The sequence below is a fragment of the Gordonia gummivorans genome, assembly GCF_022513585.1.
GTDB lineage: Bacteria > Actinomycetota > Actinomycetes > Mycobacteriales > Mycobacteriaceae > Gordonia.
This window is the reverse complement of sequence record NZ_JAKWBF010000020.1, coordinates 42,606-57,044: the sequence shown is the minus strand read 5'-3', so window position 1 is coordinate 57,044 and position 14,439 is coordinate 42,606. Positions and strand designations below refer to the sequence as shown.

The 14,439-nt window shown below is 65.8% G+C and carries 14 protein-coding genes; 11 read left to right on the top strand and 3 right to left on the bottom strand.

Annotated features, from left to right (window positions below):
• Positions 1-157: 157 nt before the first annotated feature.
• From MKW15_RS15460 to MKW15_RS15445, 4 genes are all read left to right on the top strand, one after another.
• Positions 158-982 (top strand): tyrosine-protein phosphatase, encoded by an 825-nt coding sequence (locus MKW15_RS15460; protein WP_240859811.1) that lies wholly within the window; start codon positions 158-160, stop codon positions 980-982.
• Entirely contained in the window at positions 979-2,664 is a 1,686-nt protein-coding gene (locus tag MKW15_RS15455; protein ID WP_240859809.1) for a protein kinase domain-containing protein, read from the top strand. The genes MKW15_RS15460 and MKW15_RS15455 overlap by 4 nt, the downstream gene beginning before the upstream one ends.
• Before the next feature lie 86 nt (positions 2,665-2,750).
• A complete protein-coding gene (locus MKW15_RS15450; RefSeq protein ID WP_240859808.1) occupies positions 2,751-4,355 on the top strand; it encodes an HNH endonuclease signature motif containing protein in 1,605 nt (534 codons plus the stop codon).
• A gap of 28 nt (positions 4,356-4,383) precedes the next feature.
• Positions 4,384-5,208, top strand: a complete 825-nt coding sequence (locus MKW15_RS15445; RefSeq protein ID WP_240859806.1) for a hypothetical protein — start codon at positions 4,384-4,386, stop codon at positions 5,206-5,208.
• 3 nt (positions 5,209-5,211) lie between these two features.
• Here the strand turns inward: MKW15_RS15445 and MKW15_RS15440 are convergent, their stop codons facing one another.
• The gene (locus tag MKW15_RS15440) at positions 5,212-5,691 is read right to left on the bottom strand and encodes a PaaI family thioesterase (protein WP_240859804.1); all 480 of its coding nucleotides are present in this window, start codon (positions 5,689-5,691) and stop codon (positions 5,212-5,214) included.
• A 40-nt stretch (positions 5,692-5,731) separates the two neighbouring features.
• Here MKW15_RS15440 and MKW15_RS15435 point away from each other — a divergent pair, with 40 nt between their 5' ends.
• The 6 genes from MKW15_RS15435 to MKW15_RS15410 all read left to right on the top strand — a co-directional run bounded on the left by MKW15_RS15435 (position 5,732) and on the right by MKW15_RS15410 (position 10,307).
• On the top strand, positions 5,732-6,337 hold the full coding sequence (locus MKW15_RS15435; RefSeq protein ID WP_240859802.1) for a TetR/AcrR family transcriptional regulator: 606 nt from the start codon (positions 5,732-5,734) through the stop codon (positions 6,335-6,337).
• A 190-nt stretch (positions 6,338-6,527) separates the two neighbouring features.
• Positions 6,528-7,208 (top strand): DUF4166 domain-containing protein, encoded by a 681-nt coding sequence (locus MKW15_RS15430; RefSeq protein ID WP_240859799.1) that lies wholly within the window; start codon positions 6,528-6,530, stop codon positions 7,206-7,208.
• Positions 7,209-7,262: 54 nt separating this feature from the next.
• A complete protein-coding gene (locus MKW15_RS15425; protein ID WP_240859797.1) occupies positions 7,263-7,703 on the top strand; it encodes an SRPBCC family protein in 441 nt (146 codons plus the stop codon).
• Positions 7,704-7,869: 166 nt separating this feature from the next.
• Positions 7,870-8,385, top strand: coding sequence for a DUF6764 family protein (locus MKW15_RS15420; RefSeq protein ID WP_240859795.1), 516 nt, complete (start codon positions 7,870-7,872; stop codon positions 8,383-8,385).
• An 87-nt stretch (positions 8,386-8,472) separates the two neighbouring features.
• Positions 8,473-9,420 (top strand): polyphosphate kinase 2, encoded by a 948-nt coding sequence (ppk2, locus tag MKW15_RS15415; RefSeq protein ID WP_240859794.1) that lies wholly within the window; start codon positions 8,473-8,475, stop codon positions 9,418-9,420.
• Between the two features lie 44 nt (positions 9,421-9,464).
• Complete coding sequence (locus tag MKW15_RS15410) at positions 9,465-10,307, top strand: hypothetical protein (protein WP_240859789.1); 843 nt, start codon at positions 9,465-9,467, stop codon at positions 10,305-10,307.
• 3 nt (positions 10,308-10,310) lie between these two features.
• Here the strand turns inward: MKW15_RS15410 and MKW15_RS15405 are convergent, their stop codons facing one another.
• Positions 10,311-11,534, bottom strand: a complete 1,224-nt coding sequence (locus MKW15_RS15405; protein ID WP_462476166.1) for an alpha/beta hydrolase family protein — start codon at positions 11,532-11,534, stop codon at positions 10,311-10,313.
• A 134-nt stretch (positions 11,535-11,668) separates the two neighbouring features.
• Between MKW15_RS15405 and MKW15_RS15400 the strand changes: the two genes are divergently transcribed.
• A complete protein-coding gene (locus tag MKW15_RS15400; protein WP_240859788.1) occupies positions 11,669-12,367 on the top strand; it encodes a rhomboid-like protein in 699 nt (232 codons plus the stop codon).
• Here MKW15_RS15400 and MKW15_RS15395 read toward each other — a convergent pair.
• On the bottom strand, positions 12,321-14,366 hold the full coding sequence (locus MKW15_RS15395) for a prolyl oligopeptidase family serine peptidase (RefSeq protein ID WP_276615042.1): 2,046 nt from the start codon (positions 14,364-14,366) through the stop codon (positions 12,321-12,323). The genes MKW15_RS15400 and MKW15_RS15395 overlap by 47 nt on opposite strands.
• Between the last annotated feature and the right edge of the window lie 73 nt (positions 14,367-14,439).

The window sequence follows — 14,439 nt, the reverse complement described above, 5'->3', positions numbered from 1 at the left end:
GTTTGGGGCGTACCAATATCCGACGGGTGGCGGTGTGTTCCTGTGGTCTGACCGCACCTGGTCCGGCGCTGGTGCCGCAGGCGGCGGGCGGGTCGCTGATCGGATGAATTCCAGAAGCTGCGCGCGGCGCCGGTCTCGGGTCTGAAATGATCTCCGCATGAAGAGAACGCCTGGCCAGTCGATCGCTCTGTCGACCCTCCCGAACCTTCGTGACCTCGGCGGTTGGCGAACAGCCGACGGCAGGTCGGTGCGGGAGGGGCTGGTGTTTCGGTCGACCGATCTCAACCATCTCGACGGCGACGACCTGGCGGCGCTCGAGCGGCTGGGTCTACGCACCGTCTACGACCTGCGTACCTTGGCCGAACGCACGGCTGAGCCCGACGCCCGCATCCCGTCGGTGACGGAGGTGGTGCTCGATGTCCTCGCTGACGCGGCTGCGGCCCTGCCGGCCAACCTCGTCACGATCTTCACCGATCCGGCGCAGGTGGCGAAGGCGGGCAAGTACCTCGAAGACGGTGAAGCACTGGCGCTCATATCGGGCACCTACCGCGAGCTGATCACGCTGCCGAGCGCGACGACGTCCTATCGACGCTTCTTCCGCGGCCTGCTCGGCGAGGACGACACTCCGGCGCTGTTCCACTGCACCACCGGCAAAGACCGCACGGGATGGGCGGCCGCGTCGTTCCTGTCGTTGATGGGGGTATCGCGAGACGACGTGTTCCGCGACTACCTCCTGACCAACGAGCAACTACTCCCCGCACTGAAACCCGTATTCGACGCCTTCGCCGCGGCCGGCGGTAACCCCGACGACCTCCGGCCGGTGCTGGGCGTCGAGCGGAAGTATCTGGAGGCGGCCTTCGACGAGGTTGAACAGCGCTTCGGTGGTATCGACAGCTATTTCGCCGACGGACTGGGCATCGGTTCCGACGAGCAGGATGGCTTGCGGCTCAAGTATCTTGACCCAGCTTCCGATTCTCGATGACCGGCACGCTCGGCGAGGGTGACGAGTTCGCCGGATATCGGGTCGTCCGGCGGCTCGGTGTCGGCGGGATGGGCGAGGTGTACCTGGCCACCCACCCGCGCTTGCCGCGACAGGACGCACTCAAGGTGCTTGCACCCATGTATCAGCACGACGCACAGTTCCGGGAGCGTTTCGGTCGCGAAGCCGACGTCGCGTCAACCCTGTTGCACCCCAATATTGTTCCGCTGTACGACCGAGGGGAGCATCGCGAGCGGCTGTGGATCTCCATGGCCTACATCGACGGCTCGGACGTCGCAGCGCTCGCGGCCGATGCGCCTGGCCGGGTTCTGCCTGACGACCTGGTGATCGACGTGGCGGTCTCCGTCGCCGACGCGCTCGACCATGCCCACGAGAACGGTCTGCTGCACCGCGACGTGAAACCTGGGAACATCCTTGTCGGTCAGGGCCGACGACGCAGGGTCTACCTGGCCGACTTCGGGATCGCCAAGCCGCAGGACTCTGGTTCGGCGTTGACGTCGACCGGCGCGTTTGTCGGCAGCCTGGCCTACTGTGCGCCCGAGCAGGCCGCCGCAGAAAGGCTCACCGGGGCGGCCGACCAGTACCAGTTGGCGTGCACCATCTTCGAGATGCTCGTCGGAGCACCACCCTACTCGGGTCCCAATCTGGTTGCAGTACTCCACCATCACCTCACGACGCCGGTTCCCTCGCCGCGCGCCCATCGGGCCGGACTGCCGGTGGAACTCGACGCCGTCTTCTCCCGTGCACTGGCAAAAGCGCCGTCGCAGCGCTACCTCCGATGTGCCGACTTCGCGGACGATCTTGTCGCCGCGCTCACGAGCCGCTCGACGGAAGCCGTCGCGCCGGCACCCGGCCCGACTGCGCCGACGCCACATCCGTCCCGCGATGTTTGGCCGCAGTCGACCATTACCGGACCAGTTGCGCAGCAAACAATCACCTTTGCGGAGACGAGCGTGCCGGCGCCGATCCCGCCGGTGATCGGCCCACCGATCCCGTGGACCGGCAATCCGCATCCGCCCGAGCATCTGCGTGGGCTGGCGTGCGGTGCGTACTTCGCACTGTCGTCGACCGACGACCCGGTCGACGAACTCCTCGTGACCGGTGGCAAGCGCAGCCTCCGCAAGCAGCTGCGCGACACCTGGGGCATCATTGACGGCGAATCTGCCGAGGACACAATCGAACTGCTGATGCTCGGCCTGGACGCGCCGGACTACGATCCGGTACTGGCCGCCATCCGGTCGCGGGGGAGCTTCGGCCGCGACCGCATCTTGCACGACTTTCCGGCGCTCAATCCGGCCGTGCTCGACACCTGCCTGAGCATCGTCGGTTACGCACAGGGACGACCCGACGTCCCACCCGGAAGCGTTGCTGCATGGGACCTCTCGAGACTGGTGATCCTTGTGCGCTACTCCACGTATCTGGAGTTCCTGCATCCGTACCGGGCGTGGGAGGTCATTCTGGCGGCCGGGCGGAAGGCTGCGCAGGTGTATCCCGACTGGCGCGAGTACGCGGCGGGATTCGAATGGGGGCGCGCATTCACCGTCGCGGAGGGGGACGACCATCCGGTCCGTGCCGCCGAGGCCTCGTTCGCCGAGACGCGGCCGACAATCCTGCGACTGGTGATGGATCCGACCAGTCCGTGGTGCCGTCTTCCACTGCGCTGATTTGATCAATTGCGCTGCAGCGCAGATCTTTTCAAAGCTTCAGAACTGGGAGTTGCGCCTCCGACCGCCTTCATGTACTCTCGAACGTGAGTTCGAGTGATCCGGATTCGGGGGTGAGCATGGATCAGCAGATCGGCCAAGCGGCGGAGTCGTCGTTGTCGGAGGTTCCTGGTCTGCTCACCGAGATCGACGGGTTGCTGGATCGGTTGGCGGCCGCGGATCTGACGCGGTGTTCGGATGCCGAGTTGGTGGCTGTCGCGCAGGCTCAGGAGCGTGCGATCAATCGGATGACGTTTCAAGGTAATCGGCAGGTGCTGGAGCTGTCGGATCGGAATGTGCCCCGTGCGATGGGGTTTCGTAGTCTCACCAACTTCCTGAATGTCGAGTTGCGGGTGTCGGACCCGGCGCGACGCAAAGATCAGATGGCCGCGACCGGCCGCTTCCGGGAATTTGATGGGCAGTTGAGGGAGCCGAGGTATCCGACGCTGTCGGCCGCGTTCGCCGATGGGCTTGTGGGGCCCGGCCATGTACGCAAGACCGCGGAGATGTTGGATGCCATCCCGCACAAGGTGTCCCACGACAAGCAGGTCGCCGCGGAAGCGACGCTGTCGGGGTTGGCTGCCGAACACACGCCGGACGAGATCAACGCGTTGGGGCAGCGCCTGCTGGCGCATCTGGATCCGGATGGGGAACTGTCCGATGACGCCGATCGTAAACGGCAACGCAATCTGTGGCTGAATCGGCAGAACGCGCAACAGATGTCGAAACTGACCGCGCACCTCGACCCGGAAACCCGGGCGCTGGTGGACATGCTGTTGGCGGTGTGGGCCAAACCCGGCCTCAACAACCCGACCGATCCCGACTCGCCCAGTGGTGCCGAGGACGACGCCGACCCCGACCAGTTGAAAGCGGCCGCCGCCCGTGATGGCCGGTCGCAGGCTCAACGCAACCATGATGCGCTTTCGGCGTTGCTGAAAGCGGTGTTCACCGACGGCCTGTTGGGCAAGACCCATCGCGGGTTGCCGGTGCAGGTGATCATCAAGGTGCACCTCGAGGATCTGGTCGCCAAGGCCGGGTTCGGTACGACGGCGACCGGGTCGTTGGTGCCGATGGCCGATGTGGTGCGGTTGGCGGCCGAGGCCGACCAGTATTTGGCGGTGTTCGCCGACAGCATTCCCCTGGCCCTGTATGAGGGCCGGTCCAAGCGGTGCGCGACCCTGGCGCAGCGGTTGATGTCGTTTGCCCGTGAGGACGGGGAGGTGTGTTCGGCGCCGGGCTGTGATCAGCCGGCCACGCACGTGGAAATGCATCATGCGCACCGTGATTGGGCCGAGGGTGGGCGCACCGACATCGTCGACCTCGCACCTGCGTGTCCGAAGCACAATCGGATGGTCAGTGATCGGCTCGGGGATTACACCACCGGGGTGTATCGCAGCGGCGAGTTGGTCGGACGCACCTGGTGGCGGCGTAACCACCGACCCGGGGCGCCACCCAATCCGGCGCGCGTGAACCGGCGCCCCGACATCCGGGCACTGTTCGACCAACAACTCGAGAAGGCGCGCGGCCGAATCCACCACACCGAACCCGACCCGCCACCGTCGGCCGCATACCAACTCACCGAGACCATCCCACCACCGGTCTCGGCGGTAGAAGCACGCTTGGCCATGACACTCGTCGAGAACCTCCTTTGAGGACGGGACACACCACTAGGCTGCGACCATGAGCGCAGACACCGGCGCAGGTCGCCACGTCACCTCGTTGGTCCGTGCCTTCCTCAACTCGCCGCTGGCCGGACTGGCGCCATGGATCGTCATGTCGGTGTTCACCGGCCCGGGCCGGTACGAGGAAGCTGTCTCGGCGGCGCTCGGTCTGGCGATTCTCGTGGTGTTCGCCAACTGGCGGCTCGGAAACACCATCAAACTCCTCGAGTGGTTCGACACCGCGTTCTTCGCGGTGCTCGCCACCATCGGGTTGTTCGCGTCGACGGGGACCATCGAGTGGCTGGAGCTGTGGGGCGGCGAGATCGCCAACGTCGCGCTGGTCTGCTTCGCGTTGGGATCGATCGTGATCCGACGCCCGTTCACGCTGGAATACGCACGCGAACAAGTGGATTCGGAGTTCTGGGAGCAGCCGCTGTTCATCCGGACCAACTACGTGATCACCTGGGCGTGGGTTGCGGCGTTCGCTGTTTCCGCGATCGCCGGCGCGATCGGTGACGCGGTGCTCGACGACTCGGGGAACTTCTGGACCGGGTGGATCGTGCAGATCGGAGCCACCGTGTTCGCGATCGCCTTCACCGAGTTCTACCCCGACTACGGCCCCAATCGTGCGCTGGCGAAACAGGGCATCGAGACCGATCCACCGGCTTCGCTGGCGCGTCTGTTCGACTGGGTGCCGGTGTTCGTCCTGATCGTGGGGATCATCGGGTTGGTCACCGATTCGACGTCGACGACCCTCGGCGTCACCTTGATCGTCGTGGGTGCCGTCGGGATCGGCGCGATGCGGCGATTCTTCCCGCCGCAGCGTTCCGCTCCCGCCGACTGACGCTCAGCGGAAGACGATGCACGTCGTCGTGCCGTGCGCGACGAGCTTGCCGTCGTCGGAGAACACCTTGCCCTCCGCCGTGGCGGTCTTGCGGCCGGCGTGGATCACCGTGCCGACCGCGGTCAGTTCGCCGGCGTCGACGGCGACCGACCGGATGTAGTTGATCTTGAGTTCCAGGGTCGTGTAGCCGACCCCGGCCGGGAGAGTGGTGTGCACCGCGCAGCCCATGACCGAATCGAGCAGGGTCGCGCAGACGCCGCCATGCACGGTTCCGAGCGGGTTGGCGAAGTCGGGTTTGGGTGTGACCGCAAAACTCACGTCGCCCTCGTCGATGCGCACCGGCCGCATACCGAGCAGGCGTCCGATGCTCGGGTGATCGTCGCGATGCGGGTTGTCGCGCCACGCCCGGAGTAACTCGAGTCCGGACAGTTGCAGCGGGTCGTTTCTGGTCTCAGCTGTGGTCATGACTATGTATGCTTGCATAGAGACGGCCGATTATGAAGACCTACATAGGAGAGACGGTATGGCGTCACATTCCGCTGCGTCGGTGACGCAGGGCTCCGAGGCGCGCGGACCGCGCGAACGGATGGTGATCCACGCCGCCGATCTGATCGGCCGCGACGGGGTGGCGGCAACATCCATCGGCGACGTCATCGCCGCCAGTTCGGCGCCGCGCGGTTCGATCTACCACCACTTTCCGGGCGGCAAGACCCAGCTCATGACGGAAGCCGTGCGTTACGCAGGCGACTTCATCGCCGACCGACTCGGGACCCTGCGCTCGCATACCGCCGCCGACGCGGTCACCGACATCGGCGACGTGTGGCGGCGCATGCTCATCAACAGCGACTACCAATTCGGTTGCCCGGTGCTCGCCGGAGGCCTGGCCCGCCGCACCGAACCTCAGGTCGCCGACGTGGCCGAGGAAGTCCTCACACAGTGGACCAAGCTGGTGGCATCGCGGCTCGTCGTCGAGGGGGTTGACGTGGACCGGGCGGGCTCGCTCGCGAACCTCATCGTCGCGGCCATCGAGGGGGCGGTCGGCCTCTGTCAGACGCAGCGCAGCGTCGAACCCCTCGACAACGTCATTCGCGAACTGGCACTGCTGACCCAAAGCGTCGCCACCGCCTGATGGCGTCCGCCCCAGCGGATTTCGTTCACGAACCTGCATTTGTGCAGGTCGATTCATGCTTCTGTGTTCAACTGTCGTGCCGGTCGTAGTAGGTTCTTCCCTCAAGTGAGGCGCCCGTCGGGGGTCGGCGTTGCTTCGATGGTGCTTGTGCGGGCAAGTGGCCCGCCCGAACGGTTGGGGAGTGTGAGAGATGACGCCGGTGTTCATGCAGGCACTGGGGTCTGACTTCGACCGCTTGCACCCGAACCTGGCGTGGCGGTACAGCATCGACTCGACATCCGGGGTAGCGCTGATGGCCACCGGAATCATGGAATCGATCTACGTGAGTTCGGCGGTGCCGTCGCCGCTGTTGCGCCACTACGGAAATCGAGCAGCGCTACCGCGTCGGTCGAGCCGGATGGTGCCGTTCTGCGAGTCGCACTACTGCTACCAGGACGAACTGAAGCGTGAGAGTCTGGCGATCCTGCGGACGTTCGACTACTCGTCCGGACCGCACCGATTCAACTCGGTCAAGGTGTTCGCCAAGAATGGCGTCATCCGCGATCACTTCGGCGACGGACCCGAACTGCTGACCGATCTTGAGGTGTCGGTGAACTCCCGGGGCGATCTCCTGTTGGAGAGCGGCCCGCTGCACTGGCTCGGCAAGGGGCCAAAGCTGGGCATGCGCCGCCTGTTCGACGCCCGGATGAAGTACATGGAGGGTTGGGACGAGCGCAACGACCGGTTCCGGTGCGACGCCACCGTGCGCGCGCCGATGTTCGGCGAGATCTTCCATCTCCGTGGATGGTTCACCGCGAGCGACCAACTCTGCTCACTCCAGGAGATCCCCGACGAGGCATGGACCGAACGCCTCGTCGATCGCGATACTTGAGTCGACGCGGTGGTTCCCTGCAACCGCTCGACGGCGCCGAGGTAGGTTCACCTCATGGCTGTCTCCGCGAAAATCGAATTCGACGTCGCCGCACCCCCGTCGGTGGTCATGGAAGTTCTGATGGACATCGAGTCCCTCCCGGACTGGTCCGGGCCGCATCGGGAAGCGGAGATCCTCACCGAGCATGAGGACGGCACCCCGGACACCGTCCGGATGGTGGTCACCGCTGCCGGGATCTCCGACGAGCAGCGCTGCAACTACGAATGGACCGACACCACCTGCGAGTGGCACCTCATCGAGTCGAATCAGCTGAGTCAGCAGCACGGCAAGTACACCGTCACCGAGAACGGCGACGGTGCGCACGTGGAATTCATCCTCGAAGTGGATCTGAAGATCAAGCTGCCCGGTCTGATCGTGAAGCGGGCGCAGAAGATGGCCGTCGACACCGCCAAGAAGGGACTGACCGCCGAAGCTCAGCGACGCGCGGCCGACTGACTTCTCGCCGCGGAACGGCCACGACGGGACCCGGGTGACGGGTGTGGCGCGGCGTTGCGGATCCGTGACTAGGCTGCTGCGCCGTCGGGTCTTGTTCGGGCGGCATCGACAGGTACCCTGGCGTCCAACCGCAAAACCCCCGACCCCCGCATTGGAGCCAAATAAATTGCGAATCAACAGGACTGCAGCCCGAGCCGCCGTCGCCGTGATCGGTGGAGCCGGTCTGATGTGGCTGGCCGGGATCAGTGGCGGACAGGCTGGAGCGGCCACCTGTAATGCGGCGAACGGGCAGCAGGTCGAGCGGGTCCACGGCACGAGCGGGTGCGGCGCGAAGGCCGGACCTGGGTCGGCGGCAAGTGCCGAGGAGCGTAGTTCGGGCGGCACCGCCGTCGCCGTGGCGGCCAACCGAGGTCATGCGCGGGCACTGAACCTGCAACCCGGGTCGTCGGCCCTCGCCGGTGCCAACACGGGCGGCAACGCCTTCGCCGTGACGACCGGACCCAAGGGGCTGTCGGTGGCGCAGGCGCGTCAGGGCGGCAACGCCATCGCGATCGGCGGGTGGGGCGGCCAGGCCTACGCCGGTCCCGCCGGTGCGGCCTGCTCGGGCGGATTCGCGGCCGCCGCCGACACCACGACCGGCAAGGTGTGCCTGCACGCGGGGTCCATCGACTACCGCAATTGACCTCGTGAGGGGTGAACTCGGTAACGCACGCCGCCGAGTTCACCCCTTCGCAATGTGTCGTTCGATGGCTCGACCTATCGTTGAGTGGTGACCGAGTTACACGACCTGGATCAGATCGGCCCCGACTTCAGCGTGCTCAATGGCAGGGAAGCGCTGCAGCAACTCGTCGACCTCCACGACACGACGCAATTCACCGTCAACGACGATGACGACGACGACCCCGTGCTCCTGACGCTTCCCGAGCGCAACGTCGTCGACACGTGGCGGCAGGACTACCCGTACGACGAGCGGATGAGCCGCCGCGAGTACGAGGTGACCAAGCGGCGCCTGCAGATCGAGCTGCTCAAACTGCAGAAGTGGTCCAAGCAGAACGGCCAGCGGCACCTGCTCGTCTTCGAAGGACGGGACGCCGCCGGCAAGGGCGGCACGATCAAACGCTTCAACGAACACCTCAACCCTCGTGGCGCGCGTGTGGTCGCCCTGGAAAAGCCCAGCGCACGCGAGTCCACCGAGTGGTATTTCCAGCGCTACGTCCAGCACCTTCCGGCCGGCGGCGAGATGGTGTTCTTCGACCGATCCTGGTACAACCGCGCCGGCGTCGAGCGGGTCATGGGTTTCTGTACACCCGAGCAATACGACCAGTTCATGACGCAGGTGCCGGCCTTCGAGAAGATGCTCGTCGACGACGGGATCAACCTGGTCAAGTTCTGGTTCTCGGTGACCCCGCTCGAACAGCGCACCCGATTCGCGATCCGGCAGATCGACCCGGTCCGGCAGTGGAAACTGTCGCCGATGGATCTCGCCTCCCTGGACAAGTGGAACTCCTACAGCGAGGCCAAGGAGGCGATGTTCGCCATCACCGACACCGACCACGCGCCGTGGACGGTGGTCAAGAGCAACGACAAGAAGCGCGCGCGGATCAACGCCATGCGCCACGTGCTCAGTCTGTTCGACTACGAGGGCAAGAACACGGAGCTGGTGGGTGCACCCGACCCCTTGATCGTCGGGCGCGCACGCGACGTCGTCGGGGAGTAACTGCCGGGTGCGATCGGTCCGACGCGCGTCGGTAGCCTCGTGTCGTGCGTAGCTTTCTCAGCGGTTTGCTGACCTTGATCGCGATGGTCGCGTGTGTGTTGGCAGTACCGACGATGTGGATCTCCGAACGACTCGTCGACCAGGACGGGTTCGTGTCGGTGGTGAGTCCGATGTCGACCGACGAGCATGTCAAGGACTTCCTGGCCGACCGGATCACCGAGCAGGCGGTGGCCCGGGCCGATCAGCTCAACACCGACGTCCTGAACGCACCGATAGAGGCATTGGTCCGACCGGTCGCGCAGCGATACACCGACAGCCCCGGTTTCCAGGCTGATTTCGTCAGCCTTGTGCGGCAGCAGCATTCCTGGCTGTTCGACGAACCCGCACCGGGCACCGATACGCAGGTGATGCGCGTCGACATCACGCCGATGGTGAATCGTGTGATCAGCCAAGTCATTCCGGGTGCACAACCACTCGCCGGGCCGATCGAGGTGGAACTGGTCAACCGCGAGAACGGGCTCGAGGCCGGGCAGTATCACCGTGTCGGCCAACAGATCACGACGCTCGGCTGGTCCTCGACCATCGTTGCGGCCGTCGCCGCACTGCTGGCGCTGCTCGTGGCGCGACGACGCGGAACCGTGCTCGCCTGGCTCGGCATCGGACTGATGCTGTCGTGTGCGGCCGCATGGGCGGCGGGAACCTACCTGGCCGACCAGGCCCGCGATCGGGTGTCGACGGCAGCGGAGACGACGCGCGATGTCGCGGAACTTTTCATCGACCGTTGCGCCGACGACCTCACGCAATTTGCGCTGATCGTGGGCGGCGTCGGACTGGGCGTGGTGGTGCTCGGCATCGTCGTGCGACTGGTGCTCCCGGGCGGGCGTTAGGCCTCAGCGCAGAATGCGGGCCAGGAAGGGCGTCGAATCCGGCATCGATGCGAGGACGGCGCTGGAGTGGTCGTCCTCGGGGTACACGTGCAGGGTGACCGGCTGACCGTTGGCCTTCATCTGGGCATACAGCGAGAGTGCCGATGGCGCCGGGACATCCACGTCCCGAAGTCCCTGACCGAGGAAAATGGGACGGTCGTAGCCCTTGTACGGGGTGGCCATGTAGGTGTGTAGAGCCGCCGACAGACCGGGAATCGACAGCAGGGGCCTGGTGAACCACGTACGCACGTCGTCGCCGGCGAGGGACTTCATCAGGATCGGATAGCAGGTGGACCGACCCTGCGCCAGTCGCTCGATTCCCTTGCGGCTCATGACCGATGCGACGCGGAGGTCCGGCCGGGTCTCGTTGAATCCGGCCAGGATGTACGCGGTGTAGGCGTTGAGCCCGCCGGGCAGCGTCACCGGCGGAACGAGCGGGCCGAGATTCTGATACAGGTACTCGAGATTGGCCGGGATGCCCGTGGCGACAACCCCGCGGTAGTCCAGACCGGTGCCGCGGCTGAAGCTTGTCGCGTACCGGGCGCCGTTGAGCGCGGCGGCCGCTCCTTGCGACTGTCCGATGATCGCCCACCGTTTGGCGAGTGGGAGACGCATCTGATGGCTGGCGACCACGACGTCGACGATCGCGTGCGCCGCGGTCACTCCGTTCAGATAGGCCATCAGGCCCGGCGTGCCCAGCCCGACGTAGTCGGCGGCGACCACCGCGTAGCCCTGCTGCAACCAGTGCCCGAGGTACTTCTGGTCCCGGGCACTTCGTGGAAACGCCGACGGGGTGCACGCGTCGGCCATTCCGACGGTGCCATGTGCCCAGGAGATCACCGGCCAGCCGCCGCGCGGCGGTGTCCCGGGCGGCAGGAACACGGCTCCGGTGGACGAGGCCATGCGGCGATGCTGGTTCAGCGACGAGAACTGGATGCGATAGGCGTTGCCCGCGCCCGGAATCGAGAGTGCGGGGTCCAACGGAACGGACGCCAGGAGGACGCCACCGCGTGCCGGCAGCGGTCCGCGGAAGTCGGTCACGTTCAAGCCCGACCAGTTCGGGGCACCCACCGAGACCTCGTCGTCCGCGCGGGCCACGCCGGGCCCGGCAGCCGGCATGCCGAGGATGAGCAGGGCCGCCACGGCTGGGCACAGGTGGCGGAACAGGGCGCGAGATACCGGCAACATGATCGGTGAGCCTAGATGCGCGTGCCGGTGGATTCGGTCTCGCTTCGACGATCTGGCACTGGACTGTGCGCAACATGTCACGACACCGACCACAGTGGGACACTGACACAAGGTCGTCGACGAGAGGTGTTTGCATGGTTCGCGCGCAGCGCCACGCACTCCGTGCGACGTGGGGTGTGCTCGCGTCGGCGCCGCTGACCTGTGGTTGGCTCGCGATCCTGCTAATGACCACCATCATCGGGCGCACTGTGAGCCCGGCAGAGCTCGACCGGATTCTCGGTGAGCGGTCCACCAACCTGCACAACCTGACCACCGACCCCGTGCATGTGCTGTTCACCAGTCTGTTCTGGATCGACGGCGCGTTCTGGCTTCCGTACCTGGTGTCGTTCTGCGTCTTTCACATCCCCGCGGAGCGCTGGCTGGGGTCCCTACGGTGGCTGGCGGTCGGACTGAGCGCGCACATCCTGGCGACCTTCGTCAGTGAGGGGTTGCTCGGTCTCGCCATCCACGATGGCGTGGCCGACGAGTCGATGGTCAACGTGCTCGACGTCGGCGTGAGCTATTTCCTCGCGGGCATCGTCGGTGTGTTGACCTACCGCATCGCACGTCCGTGGTGCTGGGTGTATCTCGGCGGCGTACTCGCGGTCTACGGTCTCCCGCTGATCGTGGCCTTCGACTTCACCGCGATCGGTCACTTCACATCGGTGCTCATCGGCCTGGCCTGGTACCCGATGGCACGACGACGTGGCGTGCCGCCGTGGAATCCGAAAGTCACTCTCAGTCGTGTCACCCGATGGTGCGCCACAGGAATTCGTAGGCGAGCGCGGACTTGAACGCCGCCTGCTTGTTGTCCGCCGCGCCGCCGTGCCCGCCCTCGATGTTCTCGTAGTACTGCACGTCGTGCCCGGTCTCCTCGAGGCGTGCCACCAGTTTTCGGGCGTGCCCCGGATGGACGCGATCGTCGCGGGTGGACGTCGTGACCAGGATCGGCGGGTAGGTGACGTCGGCGCTGATGTTCTGATACGGCGAGAACGGCTTCATGAACGCCCACTGCTCGGGATCGTCGGGATCGCCGTACTCGGCCATCCACGATGCTCCCGCGAGCAGTAGGTGATAGCGCCGCATGTCGATCAGCGGCACCTGGCATACCAGCGCCCCGAACAACTCCGGGTAGCGGGTCAGCATCACTCCCATGAGGAGTCCTCCGTTGGAACCACCTTGCGCGGCAAGCTGCTTCGGCGTCGTGAGACCGGAGTCGACGAGAGCGCGCGCCACCGCCGCAAAGTCCTCGTACACCTTGTGTCGGCCGGCCTTCTGCGCCTGGGTGTGCCACGACGGACCGTACTCGCCGCCACCCCGGATGTTGGCGATGACGTAGATGCCGCCGCGCGCGATCCAGCTTTGCCCGGCGATCGCCAGATAACCTGGCGTCAGGGCGTTCTCAAATCCGCCGTAGCCGTAGAGCAGCGTCGGACCGCTGCTGGTGTCATTCCTGCGCACCACAAAGTAGGGAACCTGCGTTCCGTCGTCGGAGGTGGCGAAATGCTGTTCGGCACTGATGTTCTCGGCGTCGAAGAACTCCGGACTGTGTTTGATGACGGTTGCGTCTACTCCGCTGTCGCCGTGCAGCAGACTCGGCGGATCGGTGAACGACGTTGCCGACCAGAAGACCTCGTCGCTCTCGTCGGGGTCGGTGTCGAGGACCGAGATGGTGGCGAGCTCGGGAAGTCCGGGCTGCGGCACGGTCTCCCAGTCGCCGACACTGCGCACCTCGACCCGCGTGTGGACGTCGTGCAGCGTCACGATGATGAGATGTGAACGGGTGAAGGAATAGTCGACCAGACTCGTGTGCGCGTCCGGGGTGAACAGGACCGTCGCGTCACGGTCGCCGGCCTGGTAGCGCGGATAGTCGAAGACGAGCAGCGTTCCCGGTGCATGGGTCACGTCGCCGACGGACCACTCCGACCGGGTCAGCACCAGCAGCCAGTCCCGGTGTACCCCCGCGTGTGCGTCGGTCGGCACATCCACCAATTCTTGCGTGTCGTCCGATAATTGGTACAGCAGCGAGTTGAAGAAGTCGGTGGCCCGGCTCACGAAATGACGCTCGAACCCCGGGGTGTCGTCGTACACCGCCCGGATCGACACGTCACCGGTCTCCCCGGCGAAGACCGTCACGGCGTCCTCGAGCGGGGTGCCGCGGGACCAGCGCTTGACGATGCGTGGGTACCCGGAGTCGGTCAGTGCCTTGCGGCCATCCGGCTGGACCCCGAAATCGGTCCCGACATAGACGGAATCGCGATCAATCCACCCCACGCTGGATTTGTTCTCGGGGAGCCCGAAGCCGTCGGCGACCCAGGTGCGAGTGGTCAGGTCGAATTCTCGGACGACGGTGGCGTCGGCGCCGCCGCGAGACAGTGAGATGAGTGCCCGATCGTAGTGGGGCCGTAATGCCGTGGCGCCGGACCACACCCAGTTCTCGTCTTCGTCGCGGGCCAGCTCGTCGACGTCGATGAGCACGTCCCAGTCCGGTGTGTCGGTGACGTAGGACTCGAGCGTGGTGCGGCGCCAGAGACCGCGCGGGTTGGCGGCGTCCTTCCAGAAGTTGTAGAGGTACTCGCCGCGGCGTCGGACGTAGGGGATCCGGTCGTCGGTGTCGAGGGCCGCGAGGGTTTGCGATTCCATCTCGCGGAACCGGTCGGACGACGTCAGTTCGTCGACCGTCGGCTGGTTGTGTTCACGCACCCAGGCGAGTGCGTCGTCGCCGGTCACGTCCTCGAGCCAGAGGTAGGGGTCGGGCGGCGTCGTGCCGTCGTGCTGCGTCATGGCATTCAACCTACGTGGGCTCGCTCGACCGCGTCATTTGGCCTGTTCAAACCGCATACGTGCAGGTCATGCGTCCGGTAAC

Bases quoted from the DNA above. Each gene is read 5' to 3' on its own strand.
- MKW15_RS15425 (WP_240859797.1), top strand. From the start codon at position 7,263: ATGGCTGTCTCCGCGAAAATCGAATTCGACGTCGCCGCACCCCCGTCG.
- MKW15_RS15455 (WP_240859809.1), top strand. From the start codon at position 979: ATGACCGGCACGCTCGGCGAGGGTGACGAGTTCGCCGGATATCGGGTC.
- MKW15_RS15440 (WP_240859804.1), bottom strand. From the start codon at position 5,691: ATGCAAGCATACATAGTCATGACCACAGCTGAGACCAGAAACGACCCG.
- MKW15_RS15430 (WP_240859799.1), top strand. From the start codon at position 6,528: ATGACGCCGGTGTTCATGCAGGCACTGGGGTCTGACTTCGACCGCTTG.
- MKW15_RS15400 (WP_240859788.1), top strand. From the start codon at position 11,669: ATGGTTCGCGCGCAGCGCCACGCACTCCGTGCGACGTGGGGTGTGCTC.
- MKW15_RS15405 (WP_462476166.1), bottom strand. From the start codon at position 11,534: ATGTTGCCGGTATCTCGCGCCCTGTTCCGCCACCTGTGCCCAGCCGTG.
- MKW15_RS15445 (WP_240859806.1), top strand. From the start codon at position 4,384: ATGAGCGCAGACACCGGCGCAGGTCGCCACGTCACCTCGTTGGTCCGT.
- MKW15_RS15435 (WP_240859802.1), top strand. From the start codon at position 5,732: ATGGCGTCACATTCCGCTGCGTCGGTGACGCAGGGCTCCGAGGCGCGC.
- MKW15_RS15460 (WP_240859811.1), top strand. From the start codon at position 158: ATGAAGAGAACGCCTGGCCAGTCGATCGCTCTGTCGACCCTCCCGAAC.